Below are 17,512 nucleotides of genomic sequence, written 5' to 3'. Positions count from 1 at the left end.
AGTCGATCCAGCGCCTCGCCACTGCGCTTGAACCAGCCCATCAGATAATCCGCGAGCACCTGCGTGCGCTTGGGCAATCCACCCTGATACGGGTGCACCAGATACATCGGCATGCGTCGGGTCTGGTAATCGCGCAGCAACCAGCGCAAGCGACCGTCCGCCAGTTCCGCTTGCAGCAGATACGACGGCAAACGCGCGATGCCGGCGCCGGACAGCGCTGCTTTCTTCAACAGGCTGTAGTGATTGCTGGCAAACGGACCCGAAACCCGCACCCGCAACAACTCGTGCTGCTGGTGATACAGCCATTCTTCGCGACCGCTGTAATGGCTGTTGAGCAGGCAACGATGCTCGGCCAAGGCATGCGGCGTCGCCGGCTCGCCGAAGCGCTCGAGGTAGGCCGGGCTGGCGCAGGTCATTTCGTGCCACGCCAACAGCGGCCTGGCCACCAGCCGATCGTCATTGGCCACTTCGGCACGAATCGCCAGATCAAAGCCATCGCGGGACAGATCGCGATAACTGTTGTTCAGCTCCAACTCGATCTGCACCTGCGGGTATTGCCCGGAAAACTCCAGCAACAAGCCATCGAAGAAGGTCTCGCCGAGCGACACCGGAACGGTCATGCGCACCGGGCCGGCCATGTCGTCCTTCAACCGCGCCAACGCCTGCCGCGCGCGTTCGACCTGGACCACCAGCGCCTGCGCCTGCGGCAGCAGCGCCGCCCCCGCTGCCGTCAGGCTCAAGCGCCGGGTCGTGCGTTGCAGCAACACCACACTGTATTGTGCCTCGAGCTGGCTGATGCGCTTGGATAACTGGCCCTTGCTGCAGCCCAACTGCTGCGCGGCCAGGGTAAAACTGCCGGCCTCGATCAGTACGGCAAACGCGGCAAGGTCATCCATTTCGCTCATGGATTGTTTCCATTTGAAAACCAAAGGTTGCCTATTAGTGCGCTTATCCGCAGAAAAAACCACTTTAGACTGAAACCTCATTCACACACATGAGGTACAGCTCGATGAAAATTCTGTTGATAGGCGCAGGCGGCACCATCGGTTCGGCGGTGGACAAAGAGTTGTCGCAACGCCACGAGGTCATTCGTATCGGTCGCAACAGCGGTGACTTGCAAGTGGATATCAGCGACAGCGCCTCGATCCGCAAGCTGTTCGAACAGACCGGCAAGTTCGATGCCTTGATCTGCGCGGCGGGCAACGTGACGTTTGCAGCGCTGGACGAGATGACTGGGGACAGCTTCGCCCTCGGCCTGAAAGACAAGCTGATGGGCCAGGTCAACCTGCTGCTGATCGGCCGCGAGTTCGCCAATGACGGGGCCTCATTCACCTTTACCACCGGCGTGCTCAGCCACGACCCGATTCGCAGCGGCGCCTCGGCAGCGTTGGTCAACGGCGCCCTCGACAGCTTCGTCCGCGCCGCCGCCATCGAACTGCCGCGTGGCCTGCGGGTGAACTCGGTGAGCCCGACCGTGCTGACCGAAGCCCTGGGCAAATACGCGCCCTATTTCCGTGGCTTCAAGCCGGTTGCTGCAGCGGAAGTGGCATTGGCCTACGCGAAAAGTGTCGAAGGCCTGCAAACCGGTCAGACGTTTCACGTGGGTTAAGGCCCTTGTGATGAACGGTCAGGCTGCGTAACGTGGCAGCACTTGTCTGGAGAGCCAAAGATGCGTGTTGCCCGTTCGATCGTCCTCGTTGCCCTGCTGCCGTTGTTTGCCGCCTGCCAGTTGTTCGACGGCCAGCGTGAAAGTGTGTCCCATGCCGGGCAGACGCGGATGCAGGGGCAACTGACCGCCGCCGACGGCAAACTGGTGTTCCAGCCGTGCCAGGATCAGCGGCAACTGGTGGTCAACGACATCGGCGGCACCAGCGTCCTGCAAGAGGCCGCCACCCTTGCCGACGAGCAGGGCAAGCTGTTTGCCGATGTGCGCGGCAAGGTTTCCGGCGATCGTCTCGACCTCGGCCAGTTGTATCGCGTCGAGCGCTCGGGCACGGCCTGCGACGATCCGAATTTCAAACTGCTGATCCTGCGCGCCGCCGGCCATGGCCCGGAATGGAGCGTCAAGGTCAGCGGCAAAGGCATGGTCATCGAGCGCGACGGCCAGCCGCCGCTGGCCGTGCCGTATGTGGAAGAGCAACTGGGCGACGGCCGCTTCAATCTCAGCAGCGAAGCCAACAACCAGCGCATCGAATTGTGGGTCGCGCCACAGCGCTGCGTCGACAGCAGCACCGGCAGCGTGCAGCACATGAGCGCCGAATTGCGTATCGACGGTCAGGTGCAGCGCGGGTGCGGCTATTTCGGCGGCGCGCGTAACGACTGATCGTTTTTCTCCCACGGATCCGCTCGCGGCGGCTTATAATCGCCGCCTTCAAACGCCCTGGCGCAGTTGTGCGCCCCGCGAACCGGATCCCCGCCATGTTACGAATCACTGAACTCAAGCTGCCAATCGACCATCCCGAAGAAGACCTGCGCGTCGCCATCGTGCAGCGCCTGGGCATCGCCAGCGATGATCTGCTCGATTTCACCTTGTTCAAGCGCAGCTATGACGCGCGCAAAAAGTCCTCCGAGCTGTGCTTCATCTACACCATCGACCTCAACGTACGCGACGAGGCCAAAGTGTTGGGCAAGTTCGCCGACGACCGTAACGTCAACGTGGCGCCGGATGTCAGCTACAAATTCGTCGGCCAGGCACCGAGCGATCTCGGCCAGCGGCCGATCGTCGTCGGTTTCGGCCCGTGCGGCATCTTCGCCGGCCTGCTGCTGGCGCAGATGGGCTTCAAACCGATCATTCTCGAGCGCGGCACCGAAGTCCGTCAACGCACCAAGGACACCTGGGGCCTGTGGCGCAAAAGCGTGCTCAATCCCGAGTCCAACGTACAGTTTGGCGAAGGCGGCGCGGGCACGTTCTCCGACGGCAAGCTGTACAGCCAGATCAAGGACCCGAAATTCCTCGGCCGCAAAGTCCTGCACGAGTTCGTCAAGGCCGGCGCGCCGGAAGAAATCCTCTACGTCAGCAAGCCGCACATCGGTACGTTCCGCCTGACCGGTATGGTCGAAAACATGCGCGAGCAGATCCGCGAACTGGGCGGTGAAGTGCGCTTCCAGGAGCGCGTCAGCGACGTGCTGATCGAAGACGGCCAACTGGTCGGCGTGAAACTGGCCAGCGGCGAAACCCTGCATTCGAAGCATGTGGTTCTGGCCCTCGGCCACAGTGCCCGCGACACCTTCCGCATGCTCCACAGCCGTGGCGTGTTCATGGAAGCCAAGCCGTTCTCGGTGGGTTTCCGCATCGAACATCCGCAATCGCTGATCGACCGCGCGCGCCTGGGCAAATACGCCGGCCACCCGAAACTCGGCGCTGCCGATTACAAACTGGTGCACCACGCCAAGAACGGGCGTTCGGTGTACAGCTTCTGCATGTGCCCGGGCGGCACCGTGGTCGCTGCGACGTCGGAACCGAATCGCGTGGTCACCAATGGCATGAGCCAGTACTCGCGTAACGAGCGTAATGCCAACTCCGGCATCGTCGTCGGCATCACCCCGGAAGTCGATTATCCGGGCGGCCCGCTCGCCGGTATCGAGTTGCAGGAGCGCCTGGAATCCCACGCGTTCATCCTTGGCGGCAGCGACTACAAGGCTCCGGCGCAACTGGTTGGCGACTTCATCAACGACATACCATCGACCGAACTGGGCGAAGTCGAGCCGTCGTACAAGCCGGGCGTGGCCTTGGGCGATCTGGCCTTGGCGCTGCCGGACTTTGCCATTGAGGCGATCCGTGAAGCCTTGCCGGCGTTCGAGAAGCAGATTCGCGGTTATTCCCTGCACGACGCCGTGCTGACCGGAATCGAGACCCGCACTTCATCGCCGCTGCGCATCACCCGCAACGAGTCGCTGCAGAGCATGAACGTCAAGGGCCTGTTCCCGGCCGGTGAAGGCGCGGGCTATGCCGGCGGGATTCTTTCGGCGGGTGTCGACGGGATTCGTATTGCCGAAGCAGTGGCTCGCGATATCCTCGGCCTCGGCGCCTGATCCGCAAAGTTCGCAACAACGCAAAACCCTGTGGGAGCGAGCCTGCTCGCGAAAGCGGTCTGTCACTCAACGAAGTTGTTGAATGTGACTCCGCCTTCGCGAGCAGGCTCGCTCCCACAGTGGTTTCTGCATTTGGCTTTAGATGTTCGCGCGCAGCACCGAGGTCGGCAGCGCCTCCCCGCGCTCGGCACTCGCCGCCACCGCTGCAATCAAATCACCCAGTTCATACCCTTGCGCTTTCAGCCACTCCTGATCGTAATACGTGTCGGCATAACGCTCGCCGCCATCGCACAGGATCGCCACGATCGACCCCGACTGCCCCGCCGCTTTCATCTGCTGCGCTGCCATCAGCGCACCGATCAAATTGGTCCCGCTCGACCCGCCGACATGCCGCCCCAAACGCTGCGCCAGATAATGCATGGCCGCCAGGGACAGGGCGTCCGGCACCTTGACCATCGCATCGATCACCTTGGGCAGGAACGACGCTTCGACCCGAGGCCGGCCAATGCCTTCTATGCGCGAGCCGCAGTCCAGGCGCAGGCTGGCATCTCCGGTCTGGTAAAAATCGAAGAACACCGAACGCTCGGCATCGGCACACAACACGCGGGTGCAGTGCTGGCGATAGCGCACGTATCGACCAAGGGTCGCTGTAGTCCCGCCAGTGCCGGGGCTGGAAATCAACCAAGTCGGCTCAGGATGTTTTTCGTAGCGCATCTGCTGGAAGATCGATTCAGCGATGTTGTTGTTCGCTCGCCAGTCGGTGGCACGTTCGGCGTAAGTGAACTGGTCGATGAAGTGACCGCCATGCTCGCGGGCCAGGCGCTCGGATTCGGCGTAGATCTGCGTCGGATCCTGCACCAGATGACTCTGGCCACCGTAAAAGGCAATCTGGGCAATCTTCTCTTTCGAGGTGGTCGCGGGCATCACCGCGATAAACGGCAAACCGAGCATGCGCGCGAAATACGCTTCGGAGATCGCCGTCGAGCCGCTGGATGCCTCGATCACTGGCGCGCCGGGTTTCAGCCAGCCGTTACACAGCGCGTAAAGGAACAGCGAACGGGCCAGGCGATGCTTGAGGCTGCCGGTCGGGTGGCTGGATTCGTCCTTGAAATACAACTCGATGCCGGCAAAACCGGGCAGCGGCAAAGGGATCAGGTGGGTGTCGGCGCTGCGCTGGAAGTCCGCCTCGATGATGCGGATGGCTTCGCGTGCCCACTGTCGGTTGTCGCTCATGGTTTCGGTTCTCATTGAATCAAGCAGGAGATCGGTCTCCTGAAAAGGTCTGCCGCAAGCTTAGGAAAAATCCCGCAGGCGGCAAAGATACAGCTGAGTCTCAATGTGTCAGGCAACTGCTAGGCTCAGTGCTGCCCGAACCAGACAGCCTGTAACGACATATAACAAAAAAGAATATAACTTTTGTTTTAACAACTAACGGTACGGGTTAGGGTAGCCCATCTTTTTCACGATTCCATGGAGAGCGACCTTGCCTCTGCGTAGCACTTTCACGCGTTTCTTTCAGTTGGAAGCCGCCAGCGGTCTGCTATTGATCGCCGCAGCCGTTCTCGCGCTGATCATCAACAACTCACCGCTGTCGTGGCTGTACACCGGCCTGCTCGACACCCCGGTGGTGGCGCAGATCGGCGCGTTGAAAATCGCCAAACCCCTGCTGCTGTGGATCAATGACGGCCTGATGGCGATGTTCTTCCTGCTGATCGGTCTGGAAGTCAAACGCGAAGTGCTCGACGGCCAGTTGTCCAAGCCCTCGCAGATCGTCTTGCCCGGCGCAGCGGCGATCGGCGGCATGCTGGTGCCGGCGCTGATCTACTGGTTCCTCAACCGCGACAATCCCGCCGCCCTCAGTGGCTGGGCCATTCCGACCGCCACCGACATCGCCTTCGCCCTCGGCGTACTGGCGCTGCTCGGCAAGCGCGTGCCGGTGTCGCTGAAACTGTTCCTGATGACCCTGGCGATCATCGATGACCTCGGCGCCATCGTCATCATCGCAATCTTCTATTCCGGCGAACTCTCGACCCTGTCCCTTGGCCTGGCGGCTGCGTGCATTGCCGCGCTGGTGGCGATGAACCGGCTCGGCGTGGTCAAGCTCGGGCCTTACATGATCATCGGCCTGATCCTCTGGGTCTGCGTGCTCAAGAGCGGTGTCCACGCGACACTGGCCGGCGTGACCCTGGCTTTCTGCATTCCCCTGCGCACGAAAAACGCCGAGTCGTCGCCGCTGCTGACCCTCGAACACGCGCTGCACCCCTGGGTCGCCTACGGCATCCTGCCGCTGTTCGCCTTCGCCAACGCCGGCCTGTCACTGAGCGGCGTCACCGTCGAAAGCTTCACCCACGACGTACCGATGGGCATCGCCATCGGCCTGCTGCTGGGCAAGACCGTCGGCGTGTTCGGTCTGACCTGGCTGGCGGTCAAGATCGGCATCGCCGCCCTGCCCCAAGGCGCCAACTGGGGCCAGGTCCTCGGCGTCGCGATCCTCTGCGGCATAGGCTTCACCATGAGCCTGTTCGTCGGCTCGCTGGCCTTCGACCCGGGCGTGAGTGATTACGCCGGCATGGATCGCATGGGCATCCTCACCGGCTCGATCCTAGCGGCGGTGATTGGTTATGCGGTGACGGCGGCGGCGAGTCGCAAGAATTCACAACTGCAATAACCCCTGTGGCGAGGGAGCTTGGCCCTCGCCACAGATTTCTCGCCTCACAGTTACGCAGCGAACAATCCCCACGTCATTAGCGACGCGTCCTACAGCCACACTTTCCCCGCTTCGATAACGTCGTGCGGCCCCTACTCGAGGGGCTGTCGATGGTGAACGAAGGGACGATCAGTGGCGCGGAACAAGGACATTCCCCGGGTGCAAAACCCACCGCAGGGCGACGGACAATACCTATCACCCCGCCCCCGATACGTCGGATATCACAGCCTTTCCCGATTTAAGAAGAGCAAAAAAGAAAACGCCGTTCAACGGTGGGCTCCGGGATCGCTGGATCAATGCAAAAGGCCGAATAATTTATGAATGGGACTATTTACATGGCGAGCTTGAAGCCTATCGCGCAAGTGATGGCAGCCATTTAGGCTCTTACGACCACAGAACTGGTGAACAGATAGATCCACCCAAAAAAAACCGTAGTATTAAAAAATATTTATGAGGATTACATGGGACTCAAAGCCAGACTCGAATGGTACGACCAACAAACCGAACTGGGTGAGGGGGAGGAACTGTCGAAAGATTTTGGCGAGGACGGCTCATTAATGGAAGCATTAGGCCTACCGTCGAAAAGCTTCAATAACGGCGGATTTGATGTAAAAGCCGATTGGATCAAGACTCTCCAGCCCCACTTCCAGCATTCCATTCAATTTTCTTCTTACGACTATCAGGTATCGTTCGTTTACCGGGATCAATGGTAGATGGGACTGGAACTGAGATTGGAATGGTACGACACAGCAACCTTGGAGTTTCAGGGGGAAGAGTCGTCAAAAGACCTGGGTGGTGACGAGTCAGTGTTAAACGCCTTGGGGATTCCCGCCGCGGACAACATCAACAATGGCAGTTTCAACGTCGCTCAAAATTGGCTCGCCACCATTCAGCCGTATTTTCAACATCAAATCGATTTGAGAGTTCACGACTATCAAATTTCGTTTGACTACGGCTAACAGCCCCGGAAGTATTAGCTCCATGCACTTTCTTTTAATTACCGGTTTTTTCCCTGACGAAGCCCAAGATGACTCCTTGCAATTCGAGCTGGATATCACAGGCAGCGAGATGAATGAAAAAGTGGCCCAGCTCATTGAATCAAAGCCCTTGGATGAGGTGGAACCCGGCGAGCTGTTGTTGACTCTGGATCAGGTAACCGCATTGGAAAACCTGCTCAACGTCAGTTTTCCAAAGGGCCTCGAATACTTCATGGGCACCTACGCCACATACTGAATGAGCAATTCACAAACAAAGAAAAACCCCGACCAGACACCTGATCGGGGTTTTCTTTCACCCAGCTTCTCGCTTAGTGCGATACGCGGCTGGTTCCGCCAACGGTGGAGATCCGTACCCGCTCGCCAACGCGGAATACTTCATTCTCCTGAACCTGCTGCACATAGGCGCGCATGCTGCCGTCGTCTTCGCGGACGGTGATTTCCACGCCCTGGGTGCGGGTCAGGCCTTCTTCGGTTGCCGAGCCAAGCAGGCCGCCGGCCACTGCGCCGATGACCGCAGCGACGATGCTGCCCTTGCCGCCGCCGATGGCGCTACCGCCGACGCCGCCGACCACTGCGCCTGCTGCGCCGCCGATCGGGGTCTTGGTGCCTTCGATTTTTACCGGTCGCAGGGATTCGATGGTGCCCATGCGAATCGTCTGTACACGACGCGCTTCGTCACGGGAGTAGGAGTCGCCGGTGAGGCTCGATTGGCAGCCGGTCAGCAACATCGCCATCGTCGAAAAAGAAGCAACCAGCAGAACAGACTTACGCATAGCATCAACTCCAAAAGAACATGTGTTCATTAAACTCCGTGGCCTGGCGCCTGTCACGACACCATCCGGATAAAATTGGCTTCCATTCAGGCTGGGTACAGATGCCCGCGAGCGTCCCACTTAAAGTAGCGTGAAATCATCGATCCTGCGCCATTGCCCTTTATCCGCTCGGTAGACTGCTCAGGGTGCCAGTCGTTCAAGAATCCACTCGGCGCCCTGGAGGCGGTAGTTGAGGCGATCGTGCAGGCGGCTCGGACGGCCCTGCCAGAACTCGATGCGCTCGGGCAACAAGCGGTAACCACCCCAATGTTCCGGGCAGTGCGGCTGGCTGTCGCTGAAGCGTTGCTCGGTGGCCTTGAGCAAATCTTCCAGTTCGCCACGACCGTTGATGACCCGGCTCTGCGGCGAGGCCCAGGCGCCGAGGCGGCTACCCAGCGGACGCACCTGATAATACGCATCGGACTCTTGCGCCGTGACCTTGACCACCCGCCCCTCGATGCGCACCTGGCGCTCCAGGGTTGGCCAGAAGAAGGTCATGGCGGCAAACGGGTTGGCCGCCAGCTGCTGGCCCTTGGCGCTGTCGTAGTTGGTGAAGAAGGTGAAGCCCTGCTCGTCCAGGCCCTTGAGCAACAGAATGCGGCAATGCGGACGACCGTCGGCGTCGACCGTGGCCAGGGTCATGGCATTGGCTTCCACCGGCGCCTGCTCGGTTTTCACCGCGTCGGCGAACCACTGGTGAAACAGCGCAAACGGCTCGGCCGGGGCTTGCGCCTCGGTCAAACCGTCACGGGTGTAGTCGCGACGCATATCGGCCAGAGCCTGGGTCATGGCGGATTCCTTTTCGTTAGCGGATCACTTCTTGGCGGCGTCGGCTGCGGCGACTTTCTTGTCGGTCGCGGCGGCTTTGGCTGGTGCAGTTTTTTTCGCTGGAGCCTTGGCCGGTGCCTTCTTCGCAGGAGCCTTGGCGGCGGTTTTCTTGGCTGGCGCCTTTTTCGCCGCCGGCACAGCGGCTTTTTTCGCCGCAGGCGCTGGGGTAACCGGTTTGACCACTGGCTTGACATCTTGCGCAGCAACCATCGTCACCGGCTTCGGCGCTGGCATGTTGTATTTGCTCAGCAGCGCAACCATGGTGTTTTGCGGAGTCACCAGCAGTTCGACACGACGGTTCAAGGCACGGCCTTCAACGCTGTCGTTGGCCGCACGCGGCGCTTCGGAACCCATGCCACGTAGCATCAGGCGATCACGCTGCAAGCCGCTGAGGCGGAAAATTGCGGCGATGGATTGCGCACGCTCCTGGCTCAATTTGACGTTGGCTGGCGCGGAACCGCTGGTGTCACTGTGACCGAGCACCAGCACCGCGGTTTTCGGGTCGGCTTCAAGGATTTTCGCCACGCGAGTGAACGGGCCAAGGGTGACCGGCAGCAGCATCGCCGGGCGGTCCGGGTTGAACGAACCTTCCACCGGCGCCGTCACCACCAGTACGTTGTCGCGACGTTCGAGTTGCAGGTTGCTGTCCTTCACCGCTTCACGCAGACGCGGTTCGTAGTCATCGAGCCAAGCCTGGGTCACCTTCGGATCGGGCATCGGCACGGCTTTGACGGTTGGCTGGTCCTTGCCGCCGAACGGCCACCACCATTTGCCATTGGACTGCGCCTCGGCTTTGGCCACCTCGACCGGTTTGGCTTCAGGTTTGACCTCGGCTTTCAGATCAGCCTTGATCGCTTCATCGCTGGAACCGAACGGCCAATACCACGGGTTGCTGCTTTCGGCCTTGGCAACTGGTGCGGTCGCTGCAGGTTTCAAAGGAGCCGGTGCCGGATCTTTGGCCGCGACTTTGTCGGAAGAGCCGAACGGCCACCAACTGCTGCCGTCCGCATCGTTTTTCGGGGTCTGTGCGCAACCGGTGAGCGCTACACACAGGGCCAGGGCGAGGGTCTTTTTAGATGACATTGAAAATCCACAAAATGAAGTAATGAAAAATCAGAGCACTTTCGCCCGGATAAACAGCCGTTTTGAAACGAAAATCCTTTCGAGGTTCCGACCCTGGAACCCCTGTTGAAGCTTTACAGACAAGTGGCAAGCACCCGCGCCAGCTTTTGTGCGCGCGGATCCATCAAAACGTAAGGCCCCAGGGTATTTGTCACGAAACCGAAAGCGACATCGTGCTCAGGGTCAGCAAAACCGATCGAGCCGCCCGCCCCCGGATGGCCGAACGCGCGCGAACCGAGGCCGTAGGTGGCGTTGGGCACGTCCGGTTGATCGAGCATGCAGCCAAGGCCGAAACGGGTGCGGGTGAGCAAAGTCTTGTCATCGCCAAGGCTGTGCTCGCGGGTCAGCTCTTCGAGCATCTCGCTCTCGAGCAGGCTGCCGTCGAGCAGGCCGGCATAGAACCCGGCGAGACTGCGCGCGTTACCGTGGCCGTTGGCCGCCGGTTGCTGCATGCGGCGCCATTCCGGCTTGTTAGTGCTGGTCAGCACGGACGGCGGATTGGTGAAGGCGCGGGTGGTCATCGCCGTCGGTTCGCGCATGGTCACTTGCAGCAGGCGCTGCGCCGCAGCGTCGCCGGCGTTGCCCTTGCCACGGGCGATGTGCGCCACGCGATGAAACTCTTCGTCGGCCAGGCCCACGTGGAAATCCAGGCCCAACGGTTTGGCGACCCGAGCGACGATCGATTCGCCCGGCCCGCGACCGTCGGCGCGGCGCAGCAATTCGCCGACCAGCCAACCGTAGGTGATCGCGGCATAACCGTGACCGGTGCCCGGCGTCCACCAAGGTGCTTCGGCCGCAAGGGCGTCGACCATGGTTTGCCAGTCGTAAAGGGCTTCAGGCGCGAGCAGTTCGCGCAGCGCCGGCAAGCCGGCCTGATGGCAGAGCAATTGGCGCAGGGTGACGGATTCTTTGCCGGCGGCGGCGAATTCCGGCCAGTAGCGGGCAACCGGGGCGTCGAGTTGCAACTTGCCTTCAGCGACCAGTTGCAGTGCGGTAACGGCGGTGAAGGTCTTGGTGCAGGAGAACAGGTTGGCGATGGTGTCGCTGTGCCAGGCTTCGCTGCCGTCCTTGTCGGCGGTACCGGACCAGAGGTCGAGGACGGTTTCTCCACCGACCTGGATGCACAGGGCTGCGCCGCGTTCCTGGGGATCGTCGAACAGTGCGGCGAAAGCCTCGCGCACCGCTTCGAATTGAAGCTCGTAATGTCCCTGAATCTGCACCCGCAACTCCCCCGCGAAAACGCTCTACAAAGTGGCCCGCATTGTTCCAGCCCTTGAGGGATTTGGGAACAGGCGCGGGCCGGACGGTTGATCGGCAATTTATGGTGATCCCTTCGCGAGCAGGCTCGCTCCCACAGGGGATCTCCTCTGCTGTTGATATCCAGTGTGGGAGCGAGCCTGCTCGCGAAGAACGATAACGCGGTCTGAAACCTAGTGACCATTCCCCGAATGCCCACCCGCCTGCGCAGCCCCCGGCGCATTGCCAGCCTCGGCCTTGCGCCCGCCTTCAATCTCTGCAACCGGTGCTTTCTGCGCCTCCTTGCCCAACTGCTCCAGCGCCTGCAGATTGCTTTTGCGCACCGCCTCGACGAAGCCCTGATAAGGCAGATCGGTCACCCCGACCAGACCGAAATGCCCGTTCTCGCCGTCGAGCAAACGCCCGGTCACCGGCTGGTCGAGATACTGGAACCAGTGCACGCCAACAATCGACGGTTCGCTCAGCGCCTGTTTGAGGAAGTTGACATAAGCCGGACCGCGATCTTCTTCCCTGGCCAATTGCGTCACGCCGCCCCAGAACGGCCCCCGGTCAGCCGAGCCGAAGTTGAATTCGGTGATCAGCACCGGTTTGTCCAGCGCTGCCAGTGCGGCGAAGTCGTAACCGTCCTGCGGCTTGAGCGTGTACATGTTGAAGCTCAACACATCGCAATACTGCGCGCACGACGCCACGGCTTCAGGCGTGCTGATGGCGAAGCGACCACCAAGGAGCATCTGGTTGGGCGCGTGCCATTTCAGCGAATCGGAAATGGTCTTGAAATAGGTGTCGGCAAAGACCTTCTGGAAGTATTTGAAATCCGCTTCGATCTCCGGATGTTCCGGGTTCGGCAATGGCGGCACGAACCCCGGATCTTCCATCAACTCCCATGCCGGCAAATCGATGCCCCAGGCCTTGGACAGTCCGGCCTGATTGCGGTACTTGTCGCGCAATTGCTTGAGAAAGGCGCGTTTGGCCGGTACGTCGGTGGTCATTTTCAACGTGCCGTAGGCCAGCGCGTAGCGAGCCTTCGGATCGTCACCAGGGCCGGCCCAGGCCAGTTCGTTGTCGGCGTAATAACCGATCAGCCACGGATCGTCACGGTGATCGCGGGCGGCAATGGCCACGGCGCGCTCGGTGGCCATGGCGAAACGCGGATCGAACGGATCCGGCATGCCGCCCCACCAATCGCTGCCGGTGCTGATGCTGGTGTAATCGCCGACGATCGACAGCGGCAAGGTGTACGGCACGCGTTCAGCGTCTGCCAGCGACGGCACGCTCCAGTTGCCCACCGTGTTGAAGCCCCAGGCTTGCAGGCGGTCGAGGGTATGGCGGGTCCAGCGTTCTTCATCAATTGTGGCTTTGCACGGGGCGGTTTCCTCGCTGGACGCTTGCACCGCATCGGTCTGCGCCGCTTCGGCAATACCCGATTTCGGCTCGGCAGGCACCGCTGCAGTTTCAGCGGCCTGCACCGAACCGGCCTCCGCCGCGCCCGCCTTCGCCGCTTCGGCAATTCCGGCCTTGTTGTCGCTGTCCGCCTTGCACGGTTCGCCGTACAGGCGTTGCAGATTGGCGCCATAGAAGTCGTACCAGCGGCCGTTGCCATAGCCACGGCCCTGATCGGCACCGTTGCCGCCACGGTTGTCGCCCTCGCCAAAATGCGCGGCCAGCGGGTCGTCGTTCTTCGGCAACGATTCGAACATGTACTCACGACCAGCGACGTAGGTCTGGTTGACTTGCGGGCTCACCGTGTTGACACCCAACGAGTAGAACGGATGGCCTTCAGGGGTCACCAGATACCAGCGGCCATCGCGTTTTTCCGTGCGGAAGAAACCGCTGGCCTTGAACGCAGGGCCCTTGTTCCAGCCGCCGAATTTGTCCAGCGAAGCCTTTTCACGCTCGGTCAGCCACGTATTCAGTTGTTGCTGCTCTTTGTTGGCGGCGCTTTTAAGTTGCTCGTCGCTGCTGACTTTTTCCGGCCACTTGCTGCGGGTTGACTGACCGTATGCGTCGACCAGATTACCGTACACCGCGCGCGTCACCGACTCGCCGTCCTGCACGCCGAAACGCTCAAGCAACAGGCTCTGCGCAACTTTCGGCTGATCCATCGACAGACTCACCGAAACCACCTGGCTGCGATCGATCTCGCCCGTGCTGCTGGCCAGCAGAATGCGTTGGCCATCAATGGTCATCGGCATCGGCGGCCCGGCTTTCATACCCTGGCTCAGCGGCGTCGAAGCCACCAGCGGCACCAGCAAGGTCTGCGCGGGGCCGGCCGGCAGATCGACGCGGCTGACCAGAGTGCGGCCATCGTTGCTCTGGATCTGCACATAAACCGTCACCGCCCAGTTCATCGCACTCTGCAGTCGCAGAGTCATCATGCCGGACTGCGACCAGTCCCAAGCGCCGGTCTGCGGAGTCAGGCGCAAGGTCGGCCGCGCGACCGGGTTGAACGTCACCCGGCGCAGCACTTCACCTTCAGCGGTCTGTTCGGCATTGGCCTGCGGCAGGTCGGCGTTTTCCGTGGCGACCTTGACCACGTCGGCCGGGCGCACGAAGTTGAACAGCGTCTGCTGACCGGCGGGCGCGGCCAGCAACGGCGCGGCAAAAATCATGGCGAAAACAGCGGGCAACGAACGGCGGATCATAAGAACGGAGTTCTCCCTAACGACCAGTCAAGGCCAGTGGAAAAGCGGTGGCAGAGAGATAGACAACGCGGTGGGCCAATCGGCCCACCCGTGTCTCAGGATATTTCACGACGGAAAGGAGGCAACGCATTGAGGATCGCCTTGCCGTAGCGCTGGGTGACCAGACGCCGGTCGAGCAAGGTGATGGTGCCGCGGTCTTCTTCGGTGCGCAGCAGACGGCCGCAGGCCTGAACCAGTTTCAGCGAGGCGTCGGGCACGGAGATTTCCATGAATGGATTGCCGCCACGCGCCTCGATCCACTCCGACAACGCGGCTTCGACCGGATCGTCGGGCACCGAGAACGGAATCTTGGCGATCACCACGTGCTCGCAGTAGGCACCCGGCAAATCGACACCCTCGGCAAAACTGGCCAGCCCGAACAGCACGCTGGAATCACCGCCATCGACCCGCGCCTTGTGCTTGTTCAGGGTTTCCTGTTTCGACAGGTTGCCCTGAATGAACACTTGCTTGCGCCAGTCGCGGTCGAGGCCATCGAACACGTCCTGCATCTGCTTGCGCGAGGAGAACAGCACCAGCGTGCCACGGGAACCTTCGACCAGATCGGGCAGTTCACGGATGATCGCCGCCGTATGGGCAGCGGCATCGCGCGGGTCGGCCTTCAGATCCGGCACGCGCAGCACGCCGGCATCGGCATGATGGAACGGGCTCGGCACCACCGCTGTGACAGCTTTTTTCGGCAGGCCGGCGCGCATGCGGAAACGGTCGAAAGTACCCAGCGCCGTCAGCGTCGCCGAGGTCACCAGGCAGCCGTAAGCGACATTCCATAAACTGCGACGCAAGGTTTCCGCCGCCAGAATCGGGCTGGCGTTGACCTCGATGTCGAACAGCGAACCGCTTTCGGCTAGGGTCAGCCAGCGCGCCATGGGCGGGCTGTCCTCCGGGTCTTCGGCGGTGAACGCGGTCCACAATTCCCAGTTGCCGGAAGCGCGGGACAACAGGCTGCCGAACAGCGGATACCACTCTTCGGCCTGATTGCTGGCGATGCCGATATTGACCTCGCCATCCATGCCTTCCTTGAGCAGGTCGGTCAGGCGCTGGAACAGATCGTTAAGGCGCGAATAGCCTTTTTTCAGCTCGATGCCCATCTCGCGCATGTCCTCGGGAATCACTCCGCCGACGAAACGATGACGTGGGCGCTCGCGGCCTTCGACGTCTTCGCCTGGCTTGAAATCGGCGATCTGCTCGCACGCGGTGAACATGAACTGCTGCTGGGTCTTGATCTCCCGCGCCAGCTCCGGCACCTGCTCGATCAGCTTGCCAAGATCGCCCGGCAGCGGATGCTGGGCGAGCAGTTTGGTCAGATTCTTCGCGGTTGTTTCGAGCCAGTCGGCGGTGGAGCGCAGGCGCGTGTAATGGGCGAAGTGGCCGATGGCCTTGTCCGGCAAATGGTGACCTTCGTCGAACACGTAAATGGTGTCGCGCGGGTCCGGCAACACGGCGCCGCCGCCCAGTGCCAGATCCGCCAGGACCATGTCGTGGTTGGTGACGATCACGTCGACCTTGCCCATGCCCTCGCGAGCTTTGTAGAAGGCGCACTGGCCGAAGTTCGGGCAATGACGGTTGGTGCACTGGCTGTGATCGGTGGTCAGGCGCGCCCAGTCGGCGTCTTCCAGCGCGTTGGGCCAGCTGTCGCGGTCGCCGTCCCATTTATTGCCGGCGAGCTTTTCGATCATGCTGGTGAACAGCTTCTGACTGGCCTCGTCGACTTCGATCTTGAAGCCTTCTTCTTCGAACAGCTGCGCGGTGGCGGTTTGTGCGTGGCCTTCCTGCAGCAGCATGTCGAGCTTGGACAGGCACATGTAGCGGCCACGGCCCTTGGCCAGGGCGAAACTGAAATTCAGCCCGCTGTTGCGCATCAGGTCGGGCAGATCCTTGTAGACGATCTGCTCTTGCAGGGCGACGGTCGCGGTGGCAATCACCAGACGCTTGCCGGCCAGTTTCGCCGTAGGGATCGCCGCCAGGCTGTAGGCCACCGTCTTGCCAGTACCGGTGCCGGCTTCCACCGCGACAATCGCGGGGTCGCCACTGCGCCGGCCTTCGTCATCGGTGTCGATATCCCCGAGGACCTTGGCGATTTCGGCGATCATCAGGCGCTGGCCGTAACGCGGCTTGAGGCTCTTGGCCTCTAGAAAACGCGAATAGGCGCCCTGGATCGTGGTTTTGAGTTCAGTGCTGATCATTGAGTGTCGGGCGCTGGAAACGCTGGATAAATTTTCAGTAGTTTGGTTCGGCGGCTATCATACCTGCCTAATCGATCCTGCGCAGAACGGAGTGCCCGAATGACACCTTTTAGCCTCGTTTACCCCCTGCATGTCCTCGCCGCTCTGGTGTGGGTCGGCGGCATGTTTTTCGCCTGGATGGTCTTGCGCCCTGCGGCTGTGAAGGCTCTGGACGGCCCCGCTCGCCTGACCCTGTGGGTGGAAGTGTTTCAAGGTTTTTTCCGTTGGGTCTGGGTCGCCGTGATCCTGTTGCCGATCAGCGGCGTGGGCATGTTGCATCTACAGCAGGTCGGCTTCGAGACCGCGCCGAAGTATGTGCAGGTGATGATCGGTTTGTATGTGGTGATGACGGCGTTGTTTATTCGGATTCAGGGGTTGATGCTGCCGGAGTTGCGCAAGGCGGTTGAGGCGAAGGATTGGCCGGCGGGTGCGGCAGTGCTGGGGCGGATTCGGCGGGTGGTTGGGCTTAATCTGCTGGTCGGGTTGGTGCTGGTGGCGGTGGCTGCGGCTCGGCCAATGTTCTGACAATCTGCGACTCAAAGATCAAAAGCCCCTCACCCTAGCCCTCTCCCAGAGGGAGAGGGGACTGATTGGGGGATATTGAGGAGTTACGCCGACTTGGAAGATTTTCGCTGAATCCATAATCGACCTGGTCTTTCAGGTCGATGGATAGCGACAGACACCTCGGTCGGCTCCCTCTCCTTCTGGGAGAGGGCTGGGGTGAGGGCTTGCCTTTAGAGGCGCTGCACAGTAACCGAACCCGCCGCTCCCTCCGGCCCAGGCTGGCCATCCGCGCCGGCCTTGCCGTTCTTGCCGCCATCTGCGCGGTACACCA

16 protein-coding genes and 2 pseudogenes are annotated in these 17,512 nt (G+C 61.2%); 9 read left to right on the top strand and 9 right to left on the bottom strand.

The genetic code is table 11. The features are described from left to right. Positions 1-905, bottom strand: a 905-nt coding sequence (locus D6877_RS21165; protein ID WP_130912015.1) for a LysR family transcriptional regulator, incomplete at its 3' end; no start/stop codon positions are given. Positions 906-1,009: 104 nt separating this feature from the next. Between D6877_RS21165 and D6877_RS21160 the strand changes: the two genes are divergently transcribed. From D6877_RS21160 to D6877_RS21150, 3 genes are all read left to right on the top strand, one after another. After that, entirely contained in the window at positions 1,010-1,609 is a 600-nt protein-coding gene (locus D6877_RS21160; protein WP_110600024.1) for a short chain dehydrogenase, read from the top strand. A gap of 60 nt (positions 1,610-1,669) precedes the next feature. Beyond that, positions 1,670-2,323, top strand: a complete 654-nt coding sequence (locus D6877_RS21155; protein ID WP_130912014.1) for a hypothetical protein — start codon at positions 1,670-1,672, stop codon at positions 2,321-2,323. A 95-nt stretch (positions 2,324-2,418) separates the two neighbouring features. Continuing rightward, positions 2,419-4,032: an NAD(P)/FAD-dependent oxidoreductase gene (locus D6877_RS21150; RefSeq protein ID WP_130912013.1), complete on the top strand. Its 1,614-nt coding sequence runs from the start codon at positions 2,419-2,421 to the stop codon at positions 4,030-4,032. A gap of 138 nt (positions 4,033-4,170) precedes the next feature. On the opposite strand, the gene D6877_RS21145 is transcribed toward D6877_RS21150, so the two are convergent. Continuing rightward, positions 4,171-5,265 carry a PLP-dependent cysteine synthase family protein gene (locus D6877_RS21145; protein ID WP_130912012.1) on the bottom strand — a complete coding sequence of 365 codons (1,095 nt, stop codon included), beginning with the start codon at positions 5,263-5,265 and terminating at the stop codon, positions 4,171-4,173. Positions 5,266-5,515: 250 nt separating this feature from the next. Between D6877_RS21145 and nhaA the strand changes: the two genes are divergently transcribed. The 5 genes and pseudogenes from nhaA to D6877_RS21120 all read left to right on the top strand — a co-directional run bounded on the left by nhaA (position 5,516) and on the right by D6877_RS21120 (position 7,972). Further along, positions 5,516-6,700: a Na+/H+ antiporter NhaA gene (gene nhaA, locus D6877_RS21140; protein WP_130912011.1), complete on the top strand. Its 1,185-nt coding sequence runs from the start codon at positions 5,516-5,518 to the stop codon at positions 6,698-6,700. Positions 6,701-6,947: 247 nt separating this feature from the next. Continuing rightward, a pseudogene (locus D6877_RS21135) lies at positions 6,948-7,193 on the top strand (colicin E3/pyocin S6 family cytotoxin); the annotation flags it as partial. 7 nt (positions 7,194-7,200) lie between these two features. Continuing rightward, complete coding sequence (locus tag D6877_RS21130; RefSeq protein ID WP_095180548.1) at positions 7,201-7,452, top strand: colicin E3-like toxin immunity protein; 252 nt, start codon at positions 7,201-7,203, stop codon at positions 7,450-7,452. Then, complete coding sequence (locus D6877_RS21125; protein WP_095180547.1) at positions 7,453-7,698, top strand: colicin E3-like toxin immunity protein; 246 nt, start codon at positions 7,453-7,455, stop codon at positions 7,696-7,698. Positions 7,699-7,720: 22 nt separating this feature from the next. After that, on the top strand, positions 7,721-7,972 hold the full coding sequence (locus tag D6877_RS21120) for a pyocin S6 family toxin immunity protein (RefSeq protein ID WP_130912010.1): 252 nt from the start codon (positions 7,721-7,723) through the stop codon (positions 7,970-7,972). A 73-nt stretch (positions 7,973-8,045) separates the two neighbouring features. Here the strand turns inward: D6877_RS21120 and D6877_RS21115 are convergent, their stop codons facing one another. The 6 genes from D6877_RS21115 to dinG all read right to left on the bottom strand — a co-directional run bounded on the left by D6877_RS21115 (position 8,046) and on the right by dinG (position 16,638). Next, positions 8,046-8,510: a glycine zipper 2TM domain-containing protein gene (locus D6877_RS21115; protein ID WP_016771369.1), complete on the bottom strand. Its 465-nt coding sequence runs from the start codon at positions 8,508-8,510 to the stop codon at positions 8,046-8,048. A gap of 180 nt (positions 8,511-8,690) precedes the next feature. Next, positions 8,691-9,338: a pyridoxamine 5'-phosphate oxidase gene (gene pdxH / locus D6877_RS21110; RefSeq protein ID WP_130912009.1), complete on the bottom strand. Its 648-nt coding sequence runs from the start codon at positions 9,336-9,338 to the stop codon at positions 8,691-8,693. Positions 9,339-9,362: 24 nt separating this feature from the next. Next, positions 9,363-10,460: an OmpA family protein gene (locus D6877_RS21105; RefSeq protein WP_130912008.1), complete on the bottom strand. Its 1,098-nt coding sequence runs from the start codon at positions 10,458-10,460 to the stop codon at positions 9,363-9,365. A gap of 113 nt (positions 10,461-10,573) precedes the next feature. Next, positions 10,574-11,719: a serine hydrolase domain-containing protein gene (locus D6877_RS21100; protein ID WP_130912007.1), complete on the bottom strand. Its 1,146-nt coding sequence runs from the start codon at positions 11,717-11,719 to the stop codon at positions 10,574-10,576. Positions 11,720-11,929: 210 nt separating this feature from the next. Then, entirely contained in the window at positions 11,930-14,398 is a 2,469-nt protein-coding gene (locus D6877_RS21095) for a beta-galactosidase (RefSeq protein WP_130912006.1), read from the bottom strand. 95 nt (positions 14,399-14,493) lie between these two features. Beyond that, positions 14,494-16,638: an ATP-dependent DNA helicase DinG gene (dinG, locus tag D6877_RS21090; RefSeq protein WP_024011911.1), complete on the bottom strand. Its 2,145-nt coding sequence runs from the start codon at positions 16,636-16,638 to the stop codon at positions 14,494-14,496. A 99-nt stretch (positions 16,639-16,737) separates the two neighbouring features. Here dinG and D6877_RS21085 point away from each other — a divergent pair, with 99 nt between their 5' ends. Next, a complete protein-coding gene (locus D6877_RS21085) occupies positions 16,738-17,202 on the top strand; it encodes a DUF2269 family protein (protein WP_130912005.1) in 465 nt (154 codons plus the stop codon). 209 nt (positions 17,203-17,411) lie between these two features. Here D6877_RS21085 and D6877_RS21080 read toward each other — a convergent pair. Next, positions 17,412-17,512: pseudogene (locus D6877_RS21080) on the bottom strand (collagen-like protein); the annotation flags it as partial.

It is taken from the genome of Pseudomonas sp. Sample_9 (genome assembly GCF_004307535.1).
GTDB lineage: Bacteria > Pseudomonadota > Gammaproteobacteria > Pseudomonadales > Pseudomonadaceae > Aquipseudomonas > Aquipseudomonas mercuritolerans.
This window is presented reverse-complemented; position numbering and strand designations above follow the sequence as displayed.